Source organism: Actinoplanes sp. L3-i22 (assembly GCF_019704555.1).
Lineage (GTDB): Bacteria > Actinomycetota > Actinomycetes > Mycobacteriales > Micromonosporaceae > Actinoplanes.
On record NZ_AP024745.1, the window covers coordinates 4633879 to 4659804 of the forward strand.

21 protein-coding genes are annotated in these 25926 nt (G+C 73.0%); 6 read left to right on the top strand and 15 right to left on the bottom strand.

Going from position 1 to position 25926, the window contains the following annotated elements; translation table 11 throughout:
* Nucleotides 1-8: 8 nt before the first annotated feature.
* The 5 genes from L3i22_RS20510 to L3i22_RS20530 all read right to left on the bottom strand — a co-directional run bounded on the left by L3i22_RS20510 (nt 9) and on the right by L3i22_RS20530 (nt 5763).
* Nucleotides 9-995 carry a phosphotransferase gene (locus L3i22_RS20510; RefSeq protein WP_221328567.1) on the bottom strand — a complete coding sequence of 329 codons (987 nt, stop codon included), beginning with the start codon at nt 993-995 and terminating at the stop codon, nt 9-11.
* Between the two features lie 82 nt (nt 996-1077).
* Nucleotides 1078-2523: an RICIN domain-containing protein gene (locus L3i22_RS20515; RefSeq protein ID WP_221328568.1), complete on the bottom strand. Its 1446-nt coding sequence runs from the start codon at nt 2521-2523 to the stop codon at nt 1078-1080.
* Nucleotides 2524-2525: 2 nt separating this feature from the next.
* Complete coding sequence (locus L3i22_RS20520) at nt 2526-3983, bottom strand: pectinesterase family protein (RefSeq protein ID WP_221328569.1); 1458 nt, start codon at nt 3981-3983, stop codon at nt 2526-2528.
* Between the two features lie 266 nt (nt 3984-4249).
* On the bottom strand, nt 4250-4918 hold the full coding sequence (locus L3i22_RS20525) for a hypothetical protein (RefSeq protein ID WP_221328570.1): 669 nt from the start codon (nt 4916-4918) through the stop codon (nt 4250-4252).
* Nucleotides 4919-5055: 137 nt separating this feature from the next.
* A complete protein-coding gene (locus tag L3i22_RS20530; RefSeq protein WP_221330619.1) occupies nt 5056-5763 on the bottom strand; it encodes a hypothetical protein in 708 nt (235 codons plus the stop codon).
* On the opposite strand from L3i22_RS20530, the gene L3i22_RS20535 reads away from it, so the two are divergent.
* From L3i22_RS20535 to L3i22_RS20550, 4 genes are all read left to right on the top strand, one after another.
* Nucleotides 5753-6733, top strand: a complete 981-nt coding sequence (locus L3i22_RS20535; protein WP_255658436.1) for a helix-turn-helix domain-containing protein — start codon at nt 5753-5755, stop codon at nt 6731-6733. The genes L3i22_RS20530 and L3i22_RS20535 overlap by 11 nt on opposite strands.
* A gap of 18 nt (nt 6734-6751) precedes the next feature.
* Complete coding sequence (locus L3i22_RS20540; RefSeq protein WP_221328571.1) at nt 6752-7213, top strand: cupin domain-containing protein; 462 nt, start codon at nt 6752-6754, stop codon at nt 7211-7213.
* Nucleotides 7210-7710: an alcohol dehydrogenase catalytic domain-containing protein gene (locus tag L3i22_RS20545; protein ID WP_221328572.1), complete on the top strand. Its 501-nt coding sequence runs from the start codon at nt 7210-7212 to the stop codon at nt 7708-7710. Before L3i22_RS20540 ends, L3i22_RS20545 begins: the two co-directional genes overlap by 4 nt.
* A 74-nt stretch (nt 7711-7784) precedes the next feature.
* On the top strand, nt 7785-8576 hold the full coding sequence (locus tag L3i22_RS20550; protein WP_221328573.1) for a hypothetical protein: 792 nt from the start codon (nt 7785-7787) through the stop codon (nt 8574-8576).
* Nucleotides 8577-8686: 110 nt separating this feature from the next.
* On the opposite strand, the gene L3i22_RS20555 is transcribed toward L3i22_RS20550, so the two are convergent.
* The gene (locus L3i22_RS20555; RefSeq protein ID WP_221328574.1) at nt 8687-9490 is read right to left on the bottom strand and encodes a class I SAM-dependent methyltransferase; all 804 of its coding nucleotides are present in this window, start codon (nt 9488-9490) and stop codon (nt 8687-8689) included.
* A 101-nt stretch (nt 9491-9591) separates the two neighbouring features.
* On the opposite strand from L3i22_RS20555, the gene L3i22_RS20560 reads away from it, so the two are divergent.
* The gene (locus tag L3i22_RS20560; protein WP_221328575.1) at nt 9592-10761 is read left to right on the top strand and encodes a cytochrome P450; all 1170 of its coding nucleotides are present in this window, start codon (nt 9592-9594) and stop codon (nt 10759-10761) included.
* 9 nt (nt 10762-10770) lie between these two features.
* Here the strand turns inward: L3i22_RS20560 and L3i22_RS20565 are convergent, their stop codons facing one another.
* Nucleotides 10771-10965, bottom strand: a complete 195-nt coding sequence (locus L3i22_RS20565; protein WP_221328576.1) for an MbtH family protein — start codon at nt 10963-10965, stop codon at nt 10771-10773.
* Nucleotides 10966-11010: 45 nt separating this feature from the next.
* Between L3i22_RS20565 and L3i22_RS20570 the strand changes: the two genes are divergently transcribed.
* The gene (locus L3i22_RS20570) at nt 11011-11781 is read left to right on the top strand and encodes a thioesterase II family protein (RefSeq protein ID WP_221328577.1); all 771 of its coding nucleotides are present in this window, start codon (nt 11011-11013) and stop codon (nt 11779-11781) included.
* On the opposite strand, the gene L3i22_RS20575 is transcribed toward L3i22_RS20570, so the two are convergent.
* From L3i22_RS20575 to L3i22_RS20610, 8 genes are read right to left on the bottom strand one after another with little or no spacing between them, the layout of a single operon-like run.
* Nucleotides 11774-12937, bottom strand: a complete 1164-nt coding sequence (locus tag L3i22_RS20575) for a cytochrome P450 (protein ID WP_221328578.1) — start codon at nt 12935-12937, stop codon at nt 11774-11776. The two genes, L3i22_RS20570 and L3i22_RS20575, sit on opposite strands and share 8 nt — an antisense overlap.
* A complete protein-coding gene (locus tag L3i22_RS20580) occupies nt 12934-15861 on the bottom strand; it encodes an AMP-binding protein (protein ID WP_221328579.1) in 2928 nt (975 codons plus the stop codon). The genes L3i22_RS20575 and L3i22_RS20580 overlap by 4 nt, the downstream gene beginning before the upstream one ends.
* Entirely contained in the window at nt 15858-17516 is a 1659-nt protein-coding gene (locus L3i22_RS20585) for a carbamoyltransferase N-terminal domain-containing protein (RefSeq protein WP_221328580.1), read from the bottom strand. Before L3i22_RS20585 ends, L3i22_RS20580 begins: the two co-directional genes overlap by 4 nt.
* Nucleotides 17513-20593: a non-ribosomal peptide synthetase gene (locus L3i22_RS20590; RefSeq protein WP_221328581.1), complete on the bottom strand. Its 3081-nt coding sequence runs from the start codon at nt 20591-20593 to the stop codon at nt 17513-17515. The genes L3i22_RS20585 and L3i22_RS20590 overlap by 4 nt, the downstream gene beginning before the upstream one ends.
* Entirely contained in the window at nt 20590-21618 is a 1029-nt protein-coding gene (locus L3i22_RS20595) for a methyltransferase domain-containing protein (protein WP_221328582.1), read from the bottom strand. Before L3i22_RS20595 ends, L3i22_RS20590 begins: the two co-directional genes overlap by 4 nt.
* Nucleotides 21615-23309 (bottom strand): non-ribosomal peptide synthetase, encoded by a 1695-nt coding sequence (locus L3i22_RS20600; protein ID WP_221328583.1) that lies wholly within the window; start codon nt 23307-23309, stop codon nt 21615-21617. The genes L3i22_RS20595 and L3i22_RS20600 overlap by 4 nt, the downstream gene beginning before the upstream one ends.
* Entirely contained in the window at nt 23306-24508 is a 1203-nt protein-coding gene (locus L3i22_RS20605) for an aminotransferase class V-fold PLP-dependent enzyme (RefSeq protein WP_221328584.1), read from the bottom strand. The genes L3i22_RS20600 and L3i22_RS20605 overlap by 4 nt, the downstream gene beginning before the upstream one ends.
* On the bottom strand, nt 24505-25839 hold the full coding sequence (locus tag L3i22_RS20610) for a hypothetical protein (RefSeq protein ID WP_221328585.1): 1335 nt from the start codon (nt 25837-25839) through the stop codon (nt 24505-24507). Before L3i22_RS20610 ends, L3i22_RS20605 begins: the two co-directional genes overlap by 4 nt.
* Between the last annotated feature and the right edge of the window lie 87 nt (nt 25840-25926).

A 25926-nucleotide genomic window follows, 5' to 3' on the forward strand; every position in this document is an offset into this window, starting at 1 on the left:
CGATCTGCTCAACCTTTGTCCAGCTGGCTCAGCGCCGAGGCTGCCCAGCCGGTCGGGTCGGCGCCGGGCGGCACGAAGGTCAGGGTCTGCCAGAGCACCACGATGTCCCACCAGGCCGCCTCCACCGGGCTGAACCGGCGCACGGACTCGTAGCCGGCGCGGAACCGCGCGTGCACCGCGACCGGCACCGGGCCCCAGTCGTGGTAGCGGGTGCCGAGCAGGACCGCCGACCGAGCCGCCTCGACGACCCGGTGGTCCTGCCGGGCCTCCTCGAAGTCCAGAACCGCGACGATCTCGGTTCCGGCGCACAGGATGTTGGCCGCCCGGAAGTCGGAGTGCAGGAGCTGCCGGGGCAGCGGGTCGGCGGGCGCGGCGGCGACCAGGGCACGCAGGGCGTCGCGGGCGCTCGCCGGCACCTGCCCGGCGTCTGTGTCGAGCCAGCCGGTGACCCGAGCCGTCAGCGGTTTGCCGGGAACGGAGTAGGTGGAGGCGGGATCCGGGTCGGGCTGCGGGCAGGCTGCCAGTTCCTGCTGCAGCCGGGCCAGCAGCGCGCCGGCCGCCCACACCTGGGCCGGGTCGGCGGTGTCGAGGAGCTCGCCCGCGATCACCCGCTGCAGGCCCATCGAGACTCGACCGGCCTCGACCTGAAGGCGGCCGTCCCGCGCCGGGACGGGTGCCGAGACCGGCAGGCCCTGGCCGTCCAGCCAACTCGTGAGCCGCGCGATCGCCGCCAGCCGCGGGAAGCGGTCGGGCACCACCGACCATTTCGCGAGCATCCGGCCGCCCGGCGTGCCGACCCAGGCGAGCGCGTTGCCGCTGCTCATCACGATCCGCTCGCAGGAATCGACCCGGACACCCCAGTGCTCGCCGAGCATGTCGGCGACCCATCGGCCGGCCGACTCGCCGTCGCCGAAGCCGAACCTTCGATCCAGGGTGTCGCCGGGGTCGTGCGCCTCCCACAACATCTCCAGCGCCGGGGCGTGCGATTCGGCCATGCGCGACATCCCATCACACCGTGTCCACGGTGCGGCCACGGTGCACGGCGCCCGGAACGAAGGGGCGCCGTGCACGTGGTCGTCACATGACGATGTCGGCCTGCGGGCCCGAATACGTCTTGACCAGCGCGGGAACGTCCGCGGCGGCGTCGAGCGTGTACGGGTAGAACGCGCTCGGCGTGAACGCCGAACCCCCGGTCACCTGCTTGCCGGTCGAGTTGACCACGATGCTGCCGCTCTGCTTGAGCTGCCCCTTCGTAGTGTCGTCGATGTTGTACGGATTGTTGACGCCATCGAAGTAGCTGTTCTCCAGCACCATTTTCGTGCTGCCGCGCGACAGATTTCCGTACGAAGAAATGTTTTGCAGGTAATTGTTGTAGAGATGCGCGTATTGCAGGTTGTCCGCGCTCGGATTGCGCTGGTTGGTGTTGAAGAACCAGTTGTGGTGGATCGTCTCGCGGGCGGTCACGTTGTCGGTCCAGCCGATGCCGAACGTCTTGTTGTGATTGCCCAGCCGATTCCAGGAAACGGTCACATACGTCGTGTCCTTGCGCGAGTCGATGTAGCCGTCGTTGATGTTCTGGAACGTGTTGTGGTCGATCCACACGTGGTCGGCGGTGTCCATCTGAATGCCGTCGTAGTCGTAGGTCTTGTCGTCCGGGTCGTCGTCGGTCATCGCGGTGTCCCCGATGGTCAGGTTCCGGATGATCACGTTGTGCACGCCCGTGGCCAGGAAGAACCCGCCCGCCTTGATCCGGCCGGTGGTGCCGAGCCCGACGATCGTCTTGTTCGAGGTCACCCGCAGCTCATAGCCGTAGGTGGGATAGGTGATCGTGCCGCTGACCCGGATCACGTAGGGCTCGGCCGCGGTCGCATATTTCAACAGATCCGCGTACGTCGTGACGGTCACCGCCGCCCCGGCCGCGCCCCCGGTGGTCCCGCCGTCGGTCGAGGCGAACCCGTCCGCCGTGTTCGTCCAGCGCGAGCCGCTGAGCTGGGTGAACGACCACTGCATGCGGGCGATGTCGGAGCAGGTCTCCTCGACGATCGGGTTGTTGCCGGCGGTGGAGCCGTCCTTGTCGCTGACGCACATGCCGGTGGCGACGCTCTTGACCAGGTACTTTCCGCTGGCCGCGGTGGAGGCGGTGAACGTCCAGAGCTGGTTGTTCTTGGTGGCGTCGCCGCAGCTGTACTGCTGCAGCTGGGTGCCGGAGACACTCGACGAGCTGGGTACGTCGACGCACTTGCCGCTGTTGGCGTTGACCAGCTGGAACTGGCCGGTGTTCTGCTGTTTCGCGGTCCACTGCTGGTCTTTCGCGGTGGCGTTGCAGGCGACCTGGATCAGCAGGGCGCTGCTGGCGGTGGACGCGCCGGTCACGTCGACGCACTTGCCGCTCGCGCCCGAGGCCAGGGTGTACACGCCGGAGGCGACCGGGGTGGCGGCCTCGGACGGCAGGACCGCCCAGCCGATGATCGCCGCCGGGACGGCCGCTATGACCGTACCGAAGAAAATGGTCTTGTTTTTCATGGTCAGCCCACCGGATTCCAGTTGTCCGAGCCCGCCAGGTACTTCTGCGGGGTGTAATTGGCGGCCTGCGAATCGCTGAGCTGCGGCCGGTTGCTGTTGGTGGTCGCGCCCGCGCCGGTGTTCTTGTATTCGTAGAAGCGGGCGTTCTGCCAGGTCGCGTCGCCCATGTTGATCCACGGCTGGGCGGTCGCGATGGTCGCGCTCAGCGACGATTCGCGGTAAAGGACCTGCGCGTCCTGCCGCCACGGCCGGCCGAGCTGGGTGGTGTTGCTGGTCGCGCCGGTGATCGTCGACTTGTAGAACAGGAATCCGTAGGTCTGCTCGGCCGGGGTCGCCGCCGCGGTGATCGGGCCGCCGGTGCTGCGCTTCTCGTAGATGCTGCACGCGGTGAACACCGCGGTTCCGGTGCCGTAGATGAAGTCGACGGTCCCCTCGACATAGGAATTCGCGACGTACGCCCGGATCCCGCCGCCCTGAATAAGAAGCGTGTCCTGATCGGCAAGAACACGAACATTCTTGAGTACGGCCTTGTCCCCGTAAAGCGCGAGCGCCAGCGCCTGCGACGAACCGCTCGCGGCCTCGTCATAGTCGTTGGTAAATGTCAGGTTGGTCGCCTGAAATTCTTTCGCCTGTACGTAGACGGTGGCCGAACCGGTCGTGCCGTAGGTCGCCGCGTCCTTGTTCGCCACGATCACCGTGCCCGAGGAGGCCGAGCCGAGACCCTGGAACGTGATGTACGGCTTGGTCGACGGGATCACCACGTTCTCCCGGTACGTGCCGGCCTTGATCGCGATGGTCACCCGGCTGGTGTTGCCGGCCGGCACCGCGTTCACCGCCGCCTGCACTGTCGTGTACTGCCCACTGCCGTCCTTGGCGACGACCAGACTCCCGGCCGGAGCGCCGGCGACGTCGTTGAACGACCACTGCATGCGGGCGATATCGGAGCAGCTCTCCTCGACGATCGGGTTGTTGCCGGCGGTGGAGCCGTCCTTGTCGCTGACGCACATGCCGGTGGCGACGCTCTTGACCAGGTACTTTCCGCTGGCCGCGGTGGAGGCGGTGAACGTCCAGAGCTGGTTGTTCTTGGTCGCGTCGCCGCAGCTGTACTGCTGCAGCTGGGTGCCGGAGACGCTCGACGAGCTGGGCACGTCGACGCACTTGCCGCTGTTGCCGTTGACCAGCTGGAACTGGCCGGTGTTCTGCTGTTTCGCGGTCCACTGCTGGTCTTTCGCGGTGGCGTTGCAGGCGACCTGGATCAGCAGGGCTGAGCTTGCGGTGGACGCGCCGGTCACGTCGACGCACTTGCCGCTCGCGCCCGAGGCGAGGGTGTACACGCCGGAGGCGACGGGAACGGTCGCCGCCTCGGAGGGCAGGGTGACCGCGACGACCGCGGCGGACAGAGCGATCGCGACGCCGGCGCCGAACAGCCGGCGGCGTTGTCGCTGGGAGGTCTCGGACATCGAGATCCCCTTCCTGAGGACACGCCAGGTGAGGACGCACCTGGCTCTTCAGCAAGTGGATGCGCGACGAGCCCGGCGACAACAGAAACTCACTGATCTACATATCTGCGATTGCTCGGCCGCGCAGGCAGGGCGGCACCACCACCGCCAGCACCTTGACGACGTGACCGTCGCTATGCAGGTCTGGTATCCAGCTGCATGATTCAGGTGCTGGCGGCAGCAGGCCTACTCCGGCGCCGTGACCCGGTTGAACGGGCAACGTCAGATCAAGAAGGCCAGATGTGCATGGTCACGGCGCTGGACCCGATGTCCGGGGGCAGCCAGGTGGGCAGCGTGTGCCGGCTCGCGCCGCGGGGATATCGGTCGGTTTCGCCCTTGGGCAGCTTCGACGTGAAGTGGAGGAAGTTTGCCCTGTCGACGAACCATCCGCCGATCAGCTTCCCCTCGGGGGAGCGGTACACCAGGCTGTAGTTCGGCTCGGCGAAGGTGCCGCCGGGGTTGTCGACGTCGAACGCGACGTAGTCCCATTCGTCGGTCGGAGCCGACCGGGGTTTCAGCTCGGCGATCGTAGCTGGGAGCAGCACGGATTGATTCGTCGGTTGTCCGTTCACATACAGCTTGATACCGGCGACCCGGGCCGCCTCGTCCGCGTCGACCTGCAGGATGCCGCCGAGCTCGACGCTCTGCCCGGCCGGCAGATGCGCCCAGCCGGCGTTCAGGATCGCCGCCCAGTCGTTCAGCTGTGCTGACTGCCAGCCGTGCCCCGCCTGGTCCACGAACCGGAAGCGGACGTGCAGTTGCATCGGCTGGCTGGTGGTGTTGCGCAGAACCGTGGCCGCGCCGACGATGCGCCGGGTGGCCGGGCCGCCGGGCACCGGGAAGGTCGCGAACCCGCGCTCCTCAGCCGTGATGCCCTCGGCGATGTCGTCCTGCAACAGCGATGCGTCCGTGCTCGGCGACGGTACAGGCGGATCGTTGTCCTCAGGGGCCCCGTCGCAGCCCGCGGTCGTCCCGGAGGCCACTGCGAGTGCGGCCAGCATCAGGTTTCGCCGTGACAGGTGCCGGTTGCGCATCAACGTTCCCTGTCCTTGTATTTGAGATACAGCTCGTGCCGCAGGGCGCTGTGTACCCGTTGATAGTCCGCGCGCATGTCGTTCATCGCCTGGTCGGCCAGCTGCATGAAGGCCTTCTCGCCGTGGTGGTCGAGTACCTCTGGCTTGATGCTGACGTGGAACTCGACGAGCCCGACAGTGCTGGCCTGGATCTCCCGTCCCGACGATTCGCCCCGCGCGGTGATCTGCGCGCCGCGTTCCAGGTACTCGCGGTGCCGGGACGTGAACGGCGGTTCCATGACGCTGGAACGCTCGAACTCGTGCGCGAGCATGACCTCACGTCGCGCCTTCTGGTACGCCGTGGACATCAAGGTCGCTGTGCGTCCCAGCTGATGTGCCAGAAGCTCGGGGTCACGGTTGCGATAGTAGTGCTCGTAGCTGTCGTGCAAAAACCGCAGCGAGAGGTACTGCAGCGACTCGGCCCGCCCGTCGAGGTGCCCGTCGGGGGATGTCACCGTCACCGCTATCGCGCTGAGATCAGGTCCGATGCTGTCAAGCCCCGGGTTTGATGGAGAGCTTTGATGGTCCCCGGGTTTTGTGGGCGCCCGGAGGTGAAACTCCTCCGGGCGACCCGACCCTGCTGCCACGAGGCGTGCTCCGATCTGCCCGGCGGGCAGGTTGCCCGAGCCGTCGACGGTCGCCGCTATCGTTGAGCCGGTGATCGGCAACCTTGAGACGTTCCAGGACGAGCTGGCCGCCACCGGGTTTCCGCCGCTGGCCAACAAGCTGGCCGGGGCCGACTTCCGGGGCCGGATCGCCACCCGTGACCTCGGGCCGTTGCGGCTGGTCTCCCTGGATACGCCGGAGAGCGCCTGTGTCGGGCGCGAGCGCGACGCCGCCGACGGCGAGCACCTGGCGATCAAGGTGATGACCCGCGGCCGGACGCGGATCGAGCAGGGCCGTGGCGACGCCGAACTCGGGCCGGCCGACCTGATGCTGCTCGATCCCACGCGCACGATCCGGTTCGAGAGCACCGCCGCGACGCACGTCACCATCCTGGTTCCGCGCCGGGAGATTCGGATCCGGCCCGCGCAGATCGACCGGCTCGTCGGCAAACGCATCGACGGCAACCACGGTCCGGGCGCGCTGGTCTCCGTGCTGGCCCGCGACGTGCTGGCCCGCGACGTGCTGGCTCGCGAATCAGCGCGCTCGGCGACCGAGTTCCGCGAGGTGGAGGCGCTGCGGTCGGCGGCGGCCGTCATCGAGCTGATCGCGGTCGCCCTGGAGGCCCGGCTCGGCGACGAGCAACCGGCCCCGGACGAGTGGCTGCGCAACCGGATCGCCGGCTACATCGAGGCCCGGCTGGCCGATCCCGATCTGTCTCCGCTGGGCATTGCAACTGCCCATCACATTTCCGTACGCCGTTTGCACAAGCTGTTCGAGGACCAGCCGCTGACCGTCGCGGCTCTGATCCGGCGTCGCCGCCTCGAGCGCTGCCGGGCCGAGCTGACCGGCGGCGGACGTACGGTCACCGCCGTGGCCGCCCGGTGGGGGTTCTCCGATCCCACCCATTTCAGCAAGCTTTTCAAGACGACGTTCGGCTACACCGCCCGCGCACTGGTGACCAGCAACCGTGCGCTGACGACCAAGACGCGTACGGCCGGCCCGGAACAGGATGGTGATCACCAAGGCACGTAAGAGCAAATAGGAGAAGTCGTGGCGAAGGTCAACATCGTCCGCCCCGGTGAGGGCGAGATCCTCGGCAGCGGGGCGCAGCAGATCCGCATCCTGGAGAACGGCGAGCACACCGACCACCGGCTGGGGTTCGCCGAGGTCACCATTCCGCCGGGCACCCCGAGCCCGTTGCAGCACCGCCACGCCCAGCACGACGAGGGCTTCTACGTGCTGGCCGGAACGTTCCGGTTCACCGTCGGCGAGGACCACTACGACGCCGGGCCGGGCACCTGGGTCATCGTGCCGACCGGGGCGCCGCACACCTTCGCCAACATCGGCGACGTGAACGCGGTCATGCTCAACACGTTCACCCCGGACCTGTACGTGCAGTACTTCCGCGACTTCAAAGCCATGATCGATTCCGGGCAGCCGGTCAACGCCGAGACCATGAAACCGCTGTGGAAGAACTACGCCACCGAGATCTCGAACGAATACGCCTCGTGAAGCGCCTGCAGTACGACCGCTACGGCGCCCCGGAGGTGATGCGGCTCGCCGAGTTCGAGCCAGCGCCGCCGGGTCCGGGTGAGGTTCTCGTCCGGGTCCGGGCGGCGGCTTGCAGCGCGCTGGACTGGAGGATGCGCAACGGCGAGATGAAGCTGATGACCGGCCGCTCTTTTCCCCGGGCGATGGGACACGACTTCGCCGGGGTCGTCGAGGCGGTCGGCGCCGGTGTCACCCGGGTGAAGGCCGGCGACGCGGTGCTCGGCGGGGCTCGGTTCCGGCAGGCGGGGGCGTTCGCCAAAATGATCAGGAGCGCACTGCCCGGCCCGTTCCGGGCGATGATGGGCCGGCCGGTGACCGCCGACCTGACGGAGGTGGCCCGGACCTTGCGCGTGCCGATCGCCGGTACGGTCGCGTTGGCCGAGGCGATTCCCGCCCTGACCGAGCTGGAGCGCGAGCAGCGCCCGAAGGGCGGCAAACTGGTCATCATCATGGGATGACCTAGTCATGCCCCGTCCGTCCGGCCGCTTGATCACGACGCGATGCGAAGATCATTTTCGGTACGGTGCACGCCATGCGTTTACGATGGCGGCAGCTCACGGCGTCCGAACACCTCGGACTCTGGCTCAGCACGGTGCTGGCGCTGGTGTCGCTGGCCGGCTTCGCCACCGATCCCCGGTCGGCGACGCTCTGCCTGCTCTTCTTCGGCGGCGGCGCCGTCTTTATGCTCCACCTCTGGCGCCGCGAGGCCGTCACCGAGGCGACCGCCGAGATCGCTGCCCTGGTGCTCAGCACCGGCCGGCACGACCTGCCCGGATACCAGCGCCTGATCCCCGCGCTGACCCCGTTGCGCGGGGCGCGCGCCGCCGCCGCTCTCGCCGGGCTGCAGGACTGCGCCAAGTCGCTGGACGGCCTGTTCCTGCACGCCCGCCGCCGCGAGCTCGCCGGGCTGCCCGAGCCCGGCGACACCCCGCTGAGCTGGGCACTGGCCAGTCTGCATCCGGACGGCCACGTCCGTGAGGCAGCGGTGAACGCGATGGGCCGCCAGCCGCAGAGCGTGTTCGCGCCGTTTCTGGTCGAACGCGCGGTGGACCATGTCGGCGCGGTGCGGTCGGCGGCGCTGGCCGGGCTGCGCGCGCTGCTGGCCGACGAGTCCGCCTGGATGCCGGTCGCCCGCTCCTATCGCCGGGTGGCCGGCCGGCGGCATGCCGACGCGCTGGCCGAGCTGCTCGGCCCGCAGGTGCGGGTGCACGATCTGGCGCCGGTCTGTTGCCGGTTCCAGGGCGTGTACTGCGGCATTTCCTTCGGCCAGTCCTGCGATTTCGTGGACCGCCAGCCGGCGGCGGGTTCAGCCGGGCGCGGGTAGACCTCGTCGAGGCGATCCTGCGGGTCCCACTGCTCGCCGATCTTCTCGAAGCCGAAGCCCACTACGTCAACTGGCCGACGACGGCGCCGAACAGCCGGCGGCGTTGTCGCTCAGGGCCCGGTCCGGGCGGTGGCGATCCGTAGCACCTGGTGCAGTTCCAGGTCGGCGAAGCCGGCCGCGGTGGCCAGGGCGGCCCGTTCCACCGCCTCGGCCGCGGCGGCCGGAAGCTGCCGGATCGCCGCGCCCGCCGACTGCCCGCGGATCCAGCGCCACCACTGATGTTCGTCGGTGAAGCGGAACACCAGCGTCTCCTCGGCTGTCTCGACGTCGACGAAGCCGGCGTCGGCGAGCAGTTCGGTCAGCGGGACCGGCCGGGGGAGCGACCCGCGCGGCGGGCCGGCCGGTGCCCGCCGCGCGGCGCGACGCACCAGATCGGCGAGGAAGAGCCATTTGCGGTCGACGCCGCCGAGTTCGGACAGCACGACCGTGCCGCCCGGGCGCAGCACCCGGCCCAGTTCGGCCGCGGCCCGCCGGGGCTGGTCGAAGAATCGCACGCTGGTCGCGGAGCCGGCCACCTCGGCGCAGCGGTCCGGCAGTGGCAGGTCTGCGGCGTCGCCGAGGACCGGGAGCACCCGGTCGTCGTGGCGGCCGGCGGCGCGCAGCATGCCCAGGGAGATGTCCACGGCGATCACCCGTTCCGGCCGCAGCGCCTCGCGCAGGGCCGCGGCGAGCGCTCCGGTCCCCGCTCCGACGTCCACGGCGGTGCGGATCCGGCCGGATCCGTGGCGGGCCGCCGCGCCGGCCGCGGTCCGCGCCGCGATCGTGGTGAAGAAGGCGATCTCCGCGTCGTATGTGGTCGCGGTGTCGCCGAAGGCCGCCTCCATCAGGCGCCGATGCTCGCCGTCCCGACCCATCCGGCGCGTCCTTTCCGTGAGCATTGATCGATGGTGATCAGCATGCCAGAGTGGGGACACGGGTGCGGGCGTCGTGACGTCCGCCGACCGAGAGGCCATGGATGGACCTGGGAGATCCCGACCTCTACCGGGACGAGACGCGATTCGCGTCCTGGCGCGCGTTCGTCGCCGAGGACGCCGTGGTGTTCAGCGAGCCGGGCGCGTCCCCATCCGGGTTCTGGTCGGTGTTCTCGCACCGCGCCTGCCGGCAGGTGCTGGCCGCGGGCGGCCCGTTCACCTCCGAGTACGGCATGCTCATCGGTTTCGACGCCGACCACCCGGACCGCGGCGGCGGCAAGATGATCGTGGCTACGGACGGTCCGGCGCACACCCGGCTGCGCCGGATCCTGGGCCGCTTCCTGAGCCCGGGTGAGCTGGCCGGCCTGGGCCGGTTCATCGACGACGAGATCGGCCGCCAGTTGGCCGTGCTGCGGTCGTCGGGCGACGCGCCGGTCGATGTGGCGACCGGCATCGGGCCCCGGCTGCCCGCGGCGGTGGTGTGTCAGCTGCTGGGCGTGCCGCAGTCGGACCGCGACGAGCTGATCCGGCTGACCGACTCGGCCTTCGCCAGCCCGGACAGCGACTCGTCGGCGTCGCAGACCGCCGACGCGCACACCGAGATCTTCTTCTACTTCCACGACCGGATCGAGCAGTGCCGGCGGAGTCCGGGCTCCGATCTGATCAGCGCGCTGCTCACCGCGGACGGGCTGAGCACCGACGAGGTGCTGGCCAACTGCTACAACCTGCTGATCGGCGGGAACCAGACCTCCCGCCACCTGATCACCGGTGCCTTCCTGGCGCTGGCCCGGCACCCGGTCCTGCCGGCGGACGGTTCCCGGGCCGTCGACGAGCTGGCCCGCTGGCTGTCGCCGGGCATGCACGTGCTGCGGGTGGCCACCGACGACGTGAACGTCAGCGGGCGGCGGATCCGGCGGGGCGAGGCGGTGGTGGCCTGGCTGGCCGCGGCGAACCGGGATCCTGCGGTGTTCGACGCGCCCGGCGAGCTTCGCTGGGATCGGGCGCCCAACCCCCATCTGAGCTTCGGGCACGGCGTGCACCACTGCATGGGGGCCCAGCTGGCTCGGATGGAGGCCGGCCGGCTGCTGACCGCGCTGGCCCGGCAGACGGCCGGGATCAGCTGCGGCGAGCCGGTCACCACCCGGTCGAATCTGATCCAGGGGTTCCGCAGCCTGCCGGTATCGATCGACTGGCGTGCCTCGGTGCCGGTCTGAGCCCGGTGGTCACTGTGGCGGTGCGGCGTGGAACTCGCGTACCGAGCGGGGTCGCAGGTCGGTCCAGATTTCGGCGATGTGGTCGAGGCAGTGCTCGCGGTCGCCCCGGAATCCGGTGGCCTGCCACCCGGCCGGCACCGGGGTCGCCGCCGGCCACACCGAGTACTGCTGCTCGTCGTTGCGTACCACCAGGTGTTCCGGCATCTTCGCCCTCCGTCTCGCCGGGGATCCGGTCCGACCATATATATCATGATCGATGAGGAGGTGCGCGTGCCGCCGAACCCGTGGCTGGTGACGTGGGCGCCGCGCCCGGCGGCGACGCTGCGCCTGCTGTGCCTGGCCCCGGCCGGCGGTGCGGCCACCGCGTTCCGGGACTGGCCGGCCGAGCTGCCCCCGCACGTCGAGGTCGTGGCGGTCGAGCTGCCCGGCCGGGGTCTGCGGCACCGGGAAGCGCCGCCGGCGGCGATGGAGCCGGTGGTCGCCGAGTTGTGTGCGGCGGTCCGGCCGCTGTCGGACCGGCCGCTCGCGGTGTTCGGGCACAGCCTCGGCGCGCTGATCGGCCTGGAACTCGCGCACGGCCTGCGGGCGGCCGGTCTGCCCGAGCCCCGGTTGCTGACGGTGGCCGCCTGCCCGGCTCCGCAGCGCGCCTACGCCCGGCCCCGCCGGCCTGAGCCGTCCGAACAGGAGCTGGTCGCCGCGCTGCGGGAACAGGGCGGCGTGCCGGCGCGGATCCTGGCCGACGACCGGTACCGGGCCCGGCTGCTGGGCCCGCTACGGGCCGACGTCGCGCTGGTGGAGACGTTCACGCCACCGCGCCGGCCACCGCTGACCGCTCGCCTGCACGCCTACTGGGCGGCCGACGACGCCGGGGCCGGTGCGGCGGAGGTCGCCGGGTGGCAGGCCGAGACCAGCGGGGACTTCGGCACGCGCCGGTTTCCGGGTGGTCATCTGTTCCCGGTGAGCGCCCGGGCGCAGCTGCTGGGCGAACTCGCCGGCGACCTGCGGGCGATCCTCAGCTGACCCGCACCGGCAGGCTCGCCAGGATGCGCAGTTCGGCCGAGGGCCGGTGGACGGCCGGTCCCGCCGCAACCAGCGCACGCGTGCGGCCGGCCAGATGTTCGGCCACGGCGCCGGCCTGCAACCGGGCCAGGTGCACGCCCAGACATCGGTGGCGGCCGGCGCCGAACGCCAGATGCGCCTCGGAGCGCCCCGGCCGGAACCGGTCGGGCTGGTCGTGGACGCGCGGGTCCCGGTTGGCCGAGGCCAGCGAGAGCACCGCCATCCGGTTCGCCGGCACCACTCCGGACGGCGTCTCGATCTCCGCGGTGATCCACCGGTTCGCCGACTTGATCGGGCTCTCCCGGCGCAGCACCTCGTCGACCAGGGCGATCGCGGCATCACCGTCGGCGCGTACCGCGTCCAGCCGGTGCGGCTCGCGCAGTACCGACCGGACCAGCGCGGCGATCAGCGCCGTGGTCTCCTCGGCTCCGGCCGGGAACAGCCCGACCGCGTTGTCGCGCAGATCGTCGCGGGTCAGCCCGTGCGGCACCGCCGCGCCGCAGGCCGCGAGCGCGCCGCCAGGGACCGGGGACAACCGGTCCACGTAGCCCCGGAACGCCTCGATCGCCGCGTCGCTGCCGGCGCGGGCCGACCGGGGCGACGAGGGCCGCGCGGCCTGTTCGATCGCCGCCATCCACGGACGGAGAGTCTCGTAGGCCGCGGTCGGCACCCCCAGAATCCGGCAATTGACCAGGTACGGCAGATCGTGCGCGACGTCGGCGACCACGTCGAAGCTCCCGCCGCCGGCCCGCTCGGCGCGGGCGAATTGCCGGTCGACGAGTTCGCGGACGTCGTCGGACAGGCCGGCCACCGCGGCCCGCGAGTAGTACGGCGCCACCAGCCGGCGCAGCGCGGTGTGTGCCGGCGGGTCCCGGCTGACCAGGGCCCGGGCGAACGCCTGCGCTGAGGCCCCGGCCCGGCCGGCCAGCGCGTACCGGTGTGCCGGGAACTCGTTGGCGCTGCGGGTGTCGCGCAGCAGCAGGCGCACGTCCGCGTGCCGGGTCACCAGCACCGGCCCGCGACCTCGTACCCGGATGGGCTCGCTCTCGCGGAGCGCGGCGAGCAGCGGATACGGCTCGGCCAAAAAGTCCGGGTCGTCGAGTTGCTCGCCGGTCATCGGGGCACCCGCGGACCGGCCGGGACGGCCCGGCTCAGGGCCCGGCCGATCGCTTCGGCGGCGTCCGGGCTGATCCGGCCGGGCCGGAACGTGACCCGGGCCAGATAGCCGCCCTCCGGTGTGGGCCAGAGTGCGGCGCCGAGATCGGTCATCGACTCCGGCGGGTCGACGCGGTACCCGCGAGCCCGGACGCCGGGCAGTTCGAGCAGCGGCACGTCGTGCGGCTGGACGGTGAACATCACCCGGTAGGGCGGCCCGCCGGTGAGACCGGCCAGCCGGACCACCTCGCCGAGCGCCACGTCCCGCGCCGCCATCGCCGCGTTCAGGGCGGTGGCCGTGGCGGTCACCGCGGCGAGCGGCGCGGCGCCGGGATCCGGGCGCAGGCGTACGCAGAGCACGTCGATCAGGCATCCGAGTGCCCGCTCGAGCAGGGGGTCGGCGCGCTTGTCGATCGGTACGCCCACCACGAAGTCGGCCGCTCCGGTGGCCCGGGCGACCGCCTGCGCGAACACCGTGAGCAGCACCGCGAACCGGGTGCCGCCGACCCGGGCGGCCAGGTCGTCGGCGGCCCGGACGGCCGCCGACGGCACGGACTCCTCGACGATGACCGCCACGTCCGGCGGGGCCTGCTCGTCGGTGTCCGGCGGGCCGGGAAACGGCGGCAGACCGGCCAACGCGGTCCGCCAGAAAGCGCGTTGCCCGGCCGGCCGGGCCGAGGCCAGCCGGTCCACGCAGCGCAGCGCCACCTCGGCCACGCCCGGGGCGTCCGGCAGTTCCGGGGCCGGCCCGCGGTCACCGCGGCGCCGGTAGTGCGCGCTCAACTCGGCCACGGCCTGCCGCTCGGAGCTCGCGTCCCAGGTGACGTGGTGCACGACCAGCCCGGCGAACACGCCGCGGGGCGCGGCCACCGGGCAGACGACGAACCGGGACACCTGGCCGGTACCCGGGTCCAGGGGCTCCATCAGGGCCGAGGTGACCGCCGCGACGGCGGCGGCCTCGGCACCGACCGGATTGAGCCGGCGCACGTCCGGCGCGGGCGGCCGGGGCAGCGGTTCGGCGCGCGGCGGGTCGGTGAACACGTACGCGCAGCGCAGTGCCTCGTGCCGGGCCAGCAGGTCACCGTAGGCCCCGGTCAGCGCGTCGATGTCGACCTCGCCGGTCAGCATCCAGCCGAGCGCGCAGTGTGCGGCGCTGCCACCGCTGAGTTCGCCGGCCAGCAGCATCCCGACCTGCATCGGCAGCAGCGGCGCCGGGCCCGTCCGGGGTCCGCCGGGCCGGGCCGCACCGGCGACGGACAGGTGCCGGGCCAGGTCGGCCCGGGTGACCGAGGCGGTCAGCAGGGCGAGCGGGACCGGCCGGCCGAGCCGCTGCCCGAGCCGGGTGCCGATCCGGATCAGTTCGAGCGAGGTCACCCCGGCGTGCCCGAACGGTGTCGTCCACGAGGGTGTCCGGTCGCCGAGAATCTCCCGGACCGTGTGGTCGGCCGGGCTCGCGGACGCCACGACCGGATCCGGCCGGTCGCCGCGGTCGCCGGCCAGGGCCGGGTGGTCCAGCTTCCCGTTGCTCAGCAGCGGCAGCGCGGCCAGGTGCCGTACCTCGTCCGGCAGCAGGTGGGCGGGGAGCCGGTCGGCCAGGTCGGCCCGCAGGTCCAGTGGCACGCCGTCGCGGGTGGTGTACCAGGCGACGAGCCGGTCCCGGACCGCGCCCACCGCGCACCGGGCCACCCCCGGCAGGCCCGCGACCGCCGTCTCGATCTCTTCCGGAGCGATCCGGAAGCCCCGGATCTTGAGTTGGCGGTCGGCCCGGCCGGCGAAGCGCAGCAGGCCGTCCGGCGTACGGCGCCCGAGGTCCCCGGTGCGGTACAGCGGTCGCCCCCGGTACCGGACGAAGCGTTGCGCGGTCGCGTCCGGGTCGCCGAGGTAGCCGAGCCCGACCCGGGGCCCGCCGACGCAGATCTCGCGTAGGTCACCCGGCGGGCCCGCCGGGCGGTCCGGCTCGAGCAGGACCAGGTCGGTGCCGGCGACCGCCCGGCCGAGCGGGATGCCGTCGGGGTGTTCGCAGTCGTCCGGCGTGACCGGATGCACGGCGACGAAGACCGTGCACTCGACCGGGCCGTACCCGTTGATCAGGCGGATCGCCGGGTGCTCGCGCAGAAAGCGGCGCACGTGCCCGGTCGAGAGCCGTTCCCCGCCGGTGAAGAGCCGGTGCAGGCCGGCGAAGGCGCCCGGGTCCTCGTCGACGATCACGTTGAACAGCGCCGCGCCCAGCCACGCGGTGTTCACCCCGTGCTCGCGGATGCCGGCCCGCAGGGCGCCCGGATCCAGCGTGGGAGCGTCGAGGACCACCGCGGTGCCACCGGCCAGCAACGGCCCCCACAGCTCCAGGGCGAACGCGTCCCAGGCGGCGGGCGCGCCCAGCGGCATCACCGTGTGCGGGCCGAAGCTCGCGAACTCGGGGTCGTCGAGCAGCCGGGTCATCGCGGCGTGCGGGGTGATCGCGGCCTTCGGCCGGCCGGTGCTGCCCGAGGTGAAGAAGATCTGGGCCGGGTCGGTCCCGGTCACCGTGTCGGGCGGGACCGGCCGGTCCTGGGCGGTCCGGGCCGGGTCGACGGTGACCAGCGGGCCGCCGAGGAGCTCGCGGGCCTGCTCCCGGCGGGCCAGGGGCCAGGCCGGATCGAGCACCGCGTACGCGGCTCCGGCCTTGAGCACGCCGAGCAGCAGCGCGGGCAGCTGCGGTCCGCGGCCGGCCAGCACGCCGACCCGGTCCCCGGCGCGTACCCCGTCGGCGTGCAACCCGGCGGCGATCCGGTCGGAGTCGGTGTCGAGGCGCCGGTAGCTGATCGTCGCGCCGCTTCCGGTGATCGCGGGCGCGTCCGGGTACGCGCGGGCCCGGGCCCGGAACCGGCCGTGAATGGTCGACGTCATCGCGCGCCCGGCGCGCGGTAGAGCCGGCCGTCGTGCCAGATGTGCTCGGCGCCGCCCCAGGCGGCCGCGGCGGCGACGTCCGGGAAGAAGCCGCGTCCGGGCCGGTTGGCGCTGGTGTTCGCGAGCACCGGCACGCCGGTCGACGCCGCGTACCGGCGCAGCACCTCGGTCAGCACCGGCTCGGCGGTGGCCGAGATGGTCTGCAGGCGGGCGGTGCCGTCCAGGTGCACCACCGCCGGCACCCGAGCCGCCCAGCCGGGGCGCAGCCGGTGCTCGAAGAGCATGTAGGGGTCGGTGCCGCCGGGCGTGAAGACCTCCGCCGCGCGCTCCTCCAGGCAGATCGGCGCCACCGGCCGGTACGACTCGCGGCCCTTCATCCGGTTCAGCCGGTCCTTCATCGCCGCGTCGGTGGCCGGTGCCAGGATGCTGCGATGCCCCAGTGCCCGCGGGCCCAGCTCGGCCCGCCCGTGCATCACGATCACCGGTTCACCGGTCTCGGCCAGCAGGTCACCGAGCCCGGCCGGGGAACAGGGCGCGCACGTCCAGCCCGGCGGCAGGGCGCCGACGGTGGCCTCGGCGCCGGAGTAGACGTTCCAGCGCACCTCGGGGGTGGCGGCGTGCCGGGCGTGGTGGCTCATCGCCGCGCCCAGCGCGGAGCCGGCGTCGTTCGGGAACGGTGGCACCCACACCTGCTCGAACAGGCCGCTGCGGCGCAGCGCGGAGTTCCACTTGATGTTGAGCGCGCAGCCGCCGGCCAGGCACAGGTTGCGCGCCGCGTCGGCCGGCAGGCCCGGCACCAGCTCCTTGAACGCCTCGACCAGACAGGCGCCGAGATAGTCCTGGAACGTGGCGATCAGGTCCGCGTCGGAGAGCCCGGGCGCCAGCCGGTCCCGCTCGGACAGCAGCCGCCGGGCCACCCGGGCGCCGCCGTCGATCGCCATCGGCGCGACGGTGTCGAGCAGCGCGCCGATCGGGCCGTGCAGCTCCGGGACGTCGGTGCCCAGGCCGGCGTACGCCATCGCCTTGCCGGCGACCGCCGACGGCCGGGTCCGTCCCCAGCGCCGCTGCTCGGTCGCGAACTCGTCGGCGAACTCGGCGAACTGGCCGCAGAACTCGGCGAACGCGTTGCCGTAGACGGGCAGCAGCGGACCGTGGCTGATCACCCGGACCGGGCCGGGGCGCACCTCGTACAGAAGTGGCAGCATGCCGCCGTCCCAGACCAGCACCAGCGCCGGCTGGCCGGCCGCGGCGAACGGGCTGGCGCAGTAGGCGGAGAACAGGTGGTCGGTGGCGTGGTGATAGCTGACGTAGCGGCGCGGACGTCCGCCGACCGGCAGCCCGTCGAACTCGTACGCCTGATCGGCGCGCTGCGCCGCTGTCCGTTCGTGATAGGGCGCGACCGCGATCGGAACGTCGGTGCCGCCGAGCGAGAGCGTGAGCTCGCCGGCATGCCAGCCGTCCACCGCGAAGACGTCCACGTCGTCGGCGCCGTACCCGAGCTCGGCCAGGATCTCGGTGATCGTCTCGGCCCGGTCGAGCGGGGCGTGCCGCGGGTTGTTGTCGCGCTTCTCGAGTTCGGCGACCGCGACCAGCCGGCCGTCCTCGAGCACGGCCAGCCCACCGTCGTGGGTCAGCTTGAGACCGCAAATGATCATGACTGCTCCAGGGCCGGATCGATGACGCGGGCCAGGGCGGCGACGGTGTCGCCGACGAGTTCGTCCGGGCGTGCGGCGACGGCGGCGAGCGCGTGCGGGAGCACGGCCAGCAGCCGTGCGGCGAACGCCGGGTCCACCTCGCGCGGATCGGTGAGCGCCTGCACCCGGTAACCGTCGCCGTCGGCGTTGACGATGACCGCGAGCGGGACCCGGGACTCGGGAATCGGCACCCGGATCGGGGTCGCCGCGAGCCCGAGATCCGGCAGCTCCGGCGGCTTGTCGACAAAATTCAACACCAATTGGGTGTACGGCGCCCGAGCGCGCCCGCCGCGCGGTGGCTTCAGTTCCCGCACGATGCGGTCGAACGGCACCGCCTGGTGGGCGACCGCGCCGGTGACCGCCTGCCCGACGGCCGCGGTCAGGCCGGCGAGCCGGTCGGTGTCGCCGAGCCGGACCCGGATCGGCAGCAGGTGCGCGAACAGCCCGATCACCGACTCCGCCGCGGCGCCGCGGCGACCGGCGTTCGGGCAGGCCACCACCACGTCGTCCACCCCGCAGAGCACCCGGAGCGACAGCGCGAACCCGGTCAGCAGCAGGGTGAACGGGCTGTGCCCGCGGTCGAGGGCAGCGTGCCGGATCGCCGTGCCGGCGGCTGGCGCGATGGTGGCGTCCGTCTGCACGGCCGCGCCCTCGGCCGCCTCCGGGTCGCCGGATGGCAGCGCGACGGCCGGGGGAGCGCCGTCGAGGGCGCGTCGCCAGTGCTCCAGCTGAACCTCCAGCTCGCCGGCGCCCAGCGCGGTGGCCTCCGCGGCGAGCACCTCGGCGTAGCGGTGTCGCGGCGCGGGCAGCGCGCCGGGCTCGCCGCGGGCGAACGCGCGGTACAACTCGCCCAGCTCACGGACGAAGATGTCGTGGGATCCGCCGTCGAAGACGATGTGGTGCACCACGATGAGCAGCACGTCGTCGCCGTCCGGCAGCCGCAGCAGGTGCGCGCGCAGCAGCGGCCCGACGGCCAGGTCGAACGGCTGCTCGCGCAGGCCGGACAACCGCGCGACGACCGGCCCCGGCGCGGCCGTGCCGAACTGCTCGACCTCGACGGCCGGCACGTACGCGGGCGCCACGTCGACCCGCGGGCGGCCCCGCTCGGCCGGGAACCGCCAGCGCAGCACTTCGTGCCGGGTCACCAGCTCGGCGAGCGCCCGGCGCAGCAGAGCGGGGTCGAGCCGTCCGTGGATCCGTACGGCGATCGGGCTGTGATAGTCGGCCCGGGCCGGGTGGAGCCGGTCGAGGAACCACAGTTCCCGCTGGGCCGCCGCCGGCTCGGCCGGCGCGTCGGCCACGGCGGCGCCGGCCGGCGGGGTGATCCGCGTGGCGACGGCCCGGGCCAGGTCCCGCAGGGTGCGCGCGCCGAACAGGGTGCGCAGCGGCAGCCGGGTCCCGAACGTCTCCTCGATCCGGGCCACCAGCCGGGCGGCGAGCAGGGAGTATCCGCCGAGGGCGAAGAACGAGTCGGTCGGCGCGACCGAGCGCAGGTCCAGCAGCTCGCACCAGAGCGCGGCCAGCCGGGTCTCCACGTCGGCGTCCGCGCCGGGCGTCGCGCCGGTGTGCCGGTCCCGGGGCAGGGCGGGCAGCGCCCGTACGTCGATCTTGCGGTTGGGCAGCAGCGGCAGGGCCGGCAGCGAGACGTACGCGGCCGGCGCCATGTAGTCCGGCAGCACGGCGGCGACCCGGGTGGCGATCGCCGCCCGGTCCATCGCGCCGACGACGTACGCGACGAGCTGGCGTACCCCGGGAGTGAGATCGTCGCGGGCGACCACGGCGACGCCGGTGACTCCGGGCACCTGCCGGATCACGGCGGCGACCTCGGCCGGTTCCACCCGGTAGCCACGGATCTTGACCTGCTCGTCGGCGCGTCCCACGAACGCCAGTTCGCCGTCGGGCCGGGTGCGGACCAGGTCGCCGGTGCGGTACATCCGGGAGCCGTCGGCCGCGAACGGGTCGGGCAGGAAACGTTCGGCGGTGGCGCGCGGGTCGCCGAGGAAGCCGCGGGTCACCTGCGGGCCACCCAGGTACAGCTCGCCCACCTCACCGGCCGCGGCCGGGGTCAGGCCGGCATCGAGCACGTGCAGTCGTACGCCGGGCACCGCGCGCCCGATCGGCAACACCGGCCGCTGCGTGTCGGCCGCCGTGACCAGGTGCACCGTGGCGATCGAGGTGCACTCGGCCGGGCCGTAGTGGTGGACCACCTCGTGCCCGGGCGCGAGCAGCCGGACGGCCGCGGCCGACTCGGCGGCCTCGCCGCCGAACCACACCCGGCGCGGGCGGGCCGCCTGCCCGGGCCGCAGCTCGACGATCTGATGCATCAGGGAGCTGGTGATCGGCAGGGTGGTCGGGCGGGCCCGGGCCACCTCGTCGAGCAGGTGCCCGGGCGAACGCAGCACCTGGTCGGAGCCGAGCCAGACGGTCGCGCCGTTGATCAGGGCGCCGAACACGTCGAGCACGACCGCGTCGAACGAGCTGCTCAGCACGTGCGCGACCAGGTCGCCGGGCCGGTGCCGGAGCAGGTCCTCGGTGGTGGCCATGGTGATCAGGTTCCGATGGGTGGACAGCACGCCCTTCGGCTGCCCGGTGGAGCCGGAGGTGTGCAGGATCAGCGCCAGCGCGTCGGCCGCAACCGCGGCCGGAGCGACCCCGCCGGTCACCGGGGCCGCCGGCGTGCTCACGTCGATCGTCTCGACACCGGCCGGCAGCCGTTCGCGACTGTCCGCGTCGGTCAGCGCCAGCCGGCAGCCGCTGCCGGCCAGCATCCGGGTGATGCGCTCGCCCGGATAGCCGGGGTCGACCGGGACGCAGGCCGCGCCGGCCCGCAGCACCGCCAGCATGGCGACCACCAGGTTCGGCGTGCGGCGGGTGCAGACGGCGATCGGGGACTCCGGCGGCACGGCGAGGCGGGCGGCCAGCGCGGCGGAGGCGGCCTCGAGGCCGGCATAGCTCAGCCGGCTGTTGCCGGCGATCACCGCTGTCGTGTCCGGGCGCTGCGCGGCCTGGCGCCCGATCAGCGTCGCGACGTCGCTCATCGGTCCCCCTCGCTGCCGTCCGGGACCAGGTGGAAGATCACCGACTGGGGCGGCAGCCGCAGCGGGTGCTCGTGCGCGATGCGCCAGCCCGAGTCCGGCAGCACCGCGCGCCACTCGGCCAGCGTCGGGATCTGCTGGCCCATCAGGGCGTGGACGTACTCGAAGCCGAGAGTCAGGATCGGCAGGTCCGCACCGGCCGGCTGCTCGGCGCGGTAGGTGTCGCAGAGCGCGAAGTCGGTCGCCGCGGGGAAGGCCCGGCGCAGGCCGCGCAGCACCTGACGGCACCGGTCCCGGGGCCAGAAGTCGTGGCCCATCAGGAAGCTGGTGACGAAGTCGACGCGCTGGAACTGCGGGTGGCGGGGCAGGTCGTGCACGTCGGCCTCGATCACGACCGCCCGGTCGGCCAGCCCGGCCTCGGCCAGCCGCTCCCGAGCCTCGGCGACCGCGGCCGGCGCCAGGTCGACGCCGATGCCGGTGGCCCGCGGATCGGCCCGCAGCGCGCGGATCAGCCGGGCGCCGGCTCCGCAGCCGAGGTCGGCGACGCAGCGGAATCGGCGGCCGCCGAACGCCTGGTCGAAGACCGGGTCGATGAACCGGGCGCCGAAGTCGCCGCAGCCCTCGGCGATCGCCCGGGCGTCGCGGGTGATGAACCGGCCGGTGCGCCCCGCGTTGCGGCTGACCGCGCCGGTGGTGCGCAGCAGTTCACCGCAGCCGCCGAGCAGCCAGGTGAAGAAGCCCTTGGTCGCGTGCACCTCGGCGAAGGCCGGGCCGGGCTCGGCCAGGTCGCAGTCGATGACCAGGACGCCGGCGCCGGCCAGCGCGGTCGCCACCGCCCGCACCGAGGGTTCGTGCAGGTCCTCCTGCTTGGCGAAGGTGCTCAGGTCGACCGGGTCGCCCCGGCCGGCCGCCGCCAGCAGGCCGATCTCGTCCGCGGCGACCACCGCGAAGGCCGCGATCGAGGCGTTGAACAGCTGCGCGGCGGACCCGCCGGCCGCACCCGTGGTCAGTCCCGGCTCGCCGATCATCGGCCGGCCGCCGATCCGGGCAACTGGTCGAGGTACTCGGCCAGCTCACGCAGGGAATCCCGGTCGAACACCTCGCGCAGTGGCAGCTCGATGCCGAACTCGTCCTCGATCTCGGCGGCCAGCTCGGTGGCCATCAGCGAATGCCCGCCGAGCTCGAAGAAGCTGTCGCCCGGGGTCACGGCCGTGACCTGCAACAGCTCGACCCAGATCTTGATCAGCCGGGACTCGGTCGCGGTGAGGTCGGCCGGCTCGGCGTGCGGTGCGGGCGCCCGCTCGGCGAGGTAGCGCTCGGTGAGCGCGCGCAGATCCGGTTTGCCCGAGGCGAGTCGGGGGATGGCCGGCACCGTCACCACCACCGGGATCATCGCGGCGGGCAGGTGCTCCTCGAGGCGGCGCGCCGCGCCGGTGGTGTCGGCTCCGGCCACGAACGCGACCAGCCGGGGACCGTCCGGTCCGGCGACCGGGGCGACCGCCGCGGTGGCCTGCGGCCACGCCGCCCGGACGGCGGCGAGCACCGCGGCCGGCTCCACCCGGACCCCGTTGACCTTCACCTGCTCATCGGTACGCCCGGCGAACTCCCATCCGTCGCGGGCGGCACTGCGGACGAGGTCGCCGGTGCGGTACAGACGGGCGCCCGGTGGCCCGTCGGGGTCCGGTACGAACCGGTCGGCGGTCGCCCGTGGGTCACCGAGATAGCCGCGGGCGAGCCCGGCTCCGCCCACCCCCAGGGCGACGGTGCCGGTGCCGGGATCGACCGGGCCCAGCGGGCGCAGCACGGTGCCGTCGATCGGCCATCCGATCGGCACCACCGCGGCCGGGCCGGCGTCGGTGGCGTCGAACCAGGTGGAGTCGATGCATGTCTCGGCCGGGCCGTACTGGTTGAGCACGCGCGGCCCGGGCGCCTCCCGCAGCCGCTCCAGCAGGTCCGTGTCGAACTGCTCGCCACCGACCAGCAGCAGCCGCAGGCCGGCCAGCGAGGCGGCGCCCTCCTGTCGCAGATGCGCCCGCAGGGCCGAGGGCACGAAATGGGCCACGGTCACCCGGTCATGCCGCAGCCGTCGCGCGGTCTCGCGCGGGTCCCGCTGGCCGAGATCACCGGCGACCACGACGCACGCCCCGTCGCGCAGCGGCGCCAGCATCTCCCAGAACGCGAAGTCGAAGCCCGGCTCGGCCTGCCACAGCACCCGGTCGTCCGGAGTCAGCGGGTAGGCCCGCCGGCTCCAGTCCAGCCGGGCCCGCAGCGCCCCGTGCGGCACGCCGACCCAGCGGGGCTCGCCGGTGGAGCCGGAGGTGTGGCACACGTAGGCCAGCGCGCCCGGCGGCAGCCGCCGGGGCGGCGATCCGGTGACCTCCGGGCCGGTGGCCGCGGCGCGTACCGGCTGCGGACCCAGCCGCAGCACCGGGGCGCCGATCCGGTGCAGGTGCCGGCGCAGCGCCGGGTCGCACAGCACCGGCACGGCGCCGGCGTGCAGCACCCCGAGGACCGCGGCCAGCAGGTCCCGCCCGCGCGGCAGCTCGATGCCGACCAGCGACTCGGCCGCGGCGGGCAGGAGCGGGGCGAGCCGGCGGGCCCACCCGGCCAGCGCGCCGTAGGTGAGCGGGCCGGCGTCGTCGGCGAGCGCGGTGCGCTGTGGCTCGGCGGCGGCCCGGGCGAAGAACTCCGCGACGACGGTGGCGATCGGCTCGGTCACAGCGTCTCCAGGATCTCGTCGATGGCCCGGAACGCGGCCGTCACGTCCTCCGGTTCGGTGTAGAGATACGTCGACAGGCGCAGCACCTGGTCGCCGGCGAGCGCGGACACCAGCGGCTGGGCGCAGAGATGCCCGCTGCGGCACATCACCCCGTAGGAGTCGCTGAGCGCACGGGCGACGTGATCCAGCCGTGCGACGCCGTGCAGCGCGATCGAGACCAGGCCGGCCCGGTCGAGCGCGGGATCGTCGCCGAGCAGGCTCACCCGGGGCCGGCTGCGGCACTCGGCCACCAGGTGCGCGGCCATCCGGGCGTCGTGGCCGGCCAGCGCCGGTGCGCCGATCTCGTCCAGATAGTCGACCGCCGCCCCGAGTCCCAGCACGGCGGCGATGTCCGGGGTGCCGTACTCCAGCCGGTGCGGGAGCTTGCGCAGGCGGACCGACTCGGCGTCGACCCAGTCGACCGTGCCGCCGCCGTACATCATCGGGGTTAATCTCTCCAGGGAATCGGCCTTGCCGCAAAGCACCCCGACCCCGGTCGGCCCGCACATCTTGTGGGCCGAGAAGGCCACGAAGTCGGCGCCCCAGGCATCGATCCGGCCGCGGTGCGGCACGTGCTGCGCGGCGTCCACCAGGACCAGCGCGCCGGCCTGCCGGGCGAGTTCGGCCAGGCGGGCCACCGGCTGGTACACGCCGGTGACGTTGGAGCAGGCGGTCAGGGCGACCACGGCCGGGCCGGCGCGCAGCGCGTCGGCGTACGCGTCCAGGTCCAGCTCGCCGCCGGGCAGCACCGGTACGACGCGGACCCGGCTGCGGGCCCGCCAGGGCAGCAGGTTGGAGTGGTGGGCGTCGAGCGTGGTCACCACCAGGTCGTCCGGGCCGAGCCCGAGGCCGCCGGCGACCAGGTTGATCGCCTCGGTGGTGTTGCGGACGAACACCACCTCGCCCGCGCGTACCCCGATGAACTCGGCGACCTTGAGCCGGGCGTCCTCGAAGGCGGTGGACGCCTCCTCGGACAGGGCGTGCTTGCCCCGGTGGATGTTCGCGCCGTTGTCGCTGTGGTAGCGGGTCATCGCCTCGATGACCGGCCGGGGCCGCAGCGAGGTGGCCGCGCTGTCCAGGTAGTTCACCGGTCGCCCGGCGATCCGGCGGCCCAGCACCGGGAAGTCGTCGCGGATCGTGGCCGCGAGGCTGATCGTCATCGCTGCGCCGGCACGTCGTCGGCGCGCACACAGGACAGGAACTTGCCGGTCTGCTGCGAGGCCAGGTGCTCGACGGCCTCGGCGCGCAGCTCGGCGCCCGGCCCGAGCAGCTGCTCGACCCGACGGCACAGCGCCGCCGCGGCCTCGGGCGCCGCTCCGGGCGCGGGGATCCAGCCGAACCGGAACCGGCGTCCGGTGCGCTGCCGCATCCGGTACGCGATCACCGCCGGATCCGGGCCGATCACCTCGTCGAACGCTTTGGGCGAGATCCGGCGGCCGTCCGGCGTCAGCAGGTAGTGCGCGGCGCGGCCCTCGTGGCGGACCGCCGGGAAGGCCGATCCGCACGGGCAGCCGGGCTGCCGGCGGTACAGGTCGCCGGTGCGGTAGCGCACGTGCGGCAGCAGCCGGTCGCCGATCGAGGTCACCACCAGTTCACCCACCTCACCCGGGCCGGCCGGGGCCAGCGTCCGCGGGTCGAGCAGCTCGGGGTGTAAGGCGGCCGCGTTCAGGTGCAGGGTTTGCCGCGGGCACTCCATCGCGACCCAGCCGAGCTCGGACATCGACACGACCTCGGCCATCGGCGGGTCGTCGCCCAGCAGCTCCCGGATCTGGCGCCGGGCCACCCCGGTGGCCAGCGTGTACGTGAGGACCACCGCGCCCGGCGCCGGCGGCGGCAGGCCGCGCGCCCGGTACTGCCGCAGCAGGAACGCGAAGTGGGTGGCGTCGGTGTAGAACCAGTCCGGCCGCCAGGCGGCGATCTCCTCGATCGCCTGGTCGACCAGGGCCGCGCTGGTGGCCAGCAGGTCGTGCCCGACCGGCAGCACCAGTGTGCCGTCGCGCAGGGTCCGGCTGGCCATCGTGGTCTGCGGGGCGGCGCACTCGACGTCCGAGCAGTTGGGTGCGGCGTACCGGGCGACGCGCTGGGACCGGGCGCTGAGCAGCCGGCCGCGCAGTTCCGGGTGCACCGAGGTGGTCCGCGACATCCGGCGGGCCAGGTCGTAGGTGTAGGCGGCGGTGGTGAGCCGGTCTCCGCCGGTGCCGGAGCTGTGACTGATCAGCACGTGCCGCTCGGCCGAGAGCGGGTGCCCGGCCGCGACCACCCCGGCCGGGTAGTGCGAGCGGTAGAACTCCTTGTCGGTCAGCGGCAGGCGGCGCAGAGCCGCCTCGGCCTCGTCGTGACCCGGCTCGCCCGGCCCGGTGGCCACCTCCCGCGCGGGCGGCCCGGCCCGCTCGACGAGCGTGCGATAGGCGGACGTGTGGCGATATGCGAATCGCGCCTCGTGAATCGCTTTGAGTGCGGTGGAGATATGCGGTCGAGCCTGCGCAGTCACCAAAGAATTTCCCCGTTTCGCGCACGGGCAATCGACACGTGATGTCGCTGTTTCGCGAGCGGTATCGCATTGCTCCGACGTCGCCGA

Excerpts from the sequence above, each read along its gene's own strand:
- L3i22_RS20510 (WP_221328567.1), bottom strand. The coding sequence starts at position 995 with ATGGCCGAATCGCACGCCCCGGCGCTGGAGATGTTGTGGGAGGCGCAC.
- L3i22_RS20515 (WP_221328568.1), bottom strand. The coding sequence starts at position 2,523 with ATGAAAAACAAGACCATTTTCTTCGGTACGGTCATAGCGGCCGTCCCG.
- L3i22_RS20520 (WP_221328569.1), bottom strand. The coding sequence starts at position 3,983 with ATGTCCGAGACCTCCCAGCGACAACGCCGCCGGCTGTTCGGCGCCGGC.
- L3i22_RS20550 (WP_221328573.1), top strand. The coding sequence starts at position 7,785 with ATGCGTTTACGATGGCGGCAGCTCACGGCGTCCGAACACCTCGGACTC.
- L3i22_RS20555 (WP_221328574.1), bottom strand. The coding sequence starts at position 9,490 with ATGGGTCGGGACGGCGAGCATCGGCGCCTGATGGAGGCGGCCTTCGGC.
- L3i22_RS20560 (WP_221328575.1), top strand. The coding sequence starts at position 9,592 with ATGGACCTGGGAGATCCCGACCTCTACCGGGACGAGACGCGATTCGCG.
- L3i22_RS20565 (WP_221328576.1), bottom strand. The coding sequence starts at position 10,965 with ATGCCGGAACACCTGGTGGTACGCAACGACGAGCAGCAGTACTCGGTG.
- L3i22_RS20570 (WP_221328577.1), top strand. The coding sequence starts at position 11,011 with ATGATCGATGAGGAGGTGCGCGTGCCGCCGAACCCGTGGCTGGTGACG.
- L3i22_RS20575 (WP_221328578.1), bottom strand. The coding sequence starts at position 12,937 with ATGACCGGCGAGCAACTCGACGACCCGGACTTTTTGGCCGAGCCGTAT.
- L3i22_RS20580 (WP_221328579.1), bottom strand. The coding sequence starts at position 15,861 with ATGACGTCGACCATTCACGGCCGGTTCCGGGCCCGGGCCCGCGCGTAC.
- L3i22_RS20585 (WP_221328580.1), bottom strand. The coding sequence starts at position 17,516 with ATGATCATTTGCGGTCTCAAGCTGACCCACGACGGTGGGCTGGCCGTG.
- L3i22_RS20590 (WP_221328581.1), bottom strand. The coding sequence starts at position 20,593 with ATGAGCGACGTCGCGACGCTGATCGGGCGCCAGGCCGCGCAGCGCCCG.
- L3i22_RS20595 (WP_221328582.1), bottom strand. The coding sequence starts at position 21,618 with ATGATCGGCGAGCCGGGACTGACCACGGGTGCGGCCGGCGGGTCCGCC.
- L3i22_RS20605 (WP_221328584.1), bottom strand. The coding sequence starts at position 24,508 with ATGACGATCAGCCTCGCGGCCACGATCCGCGACGACTTCCCGGTGCTG.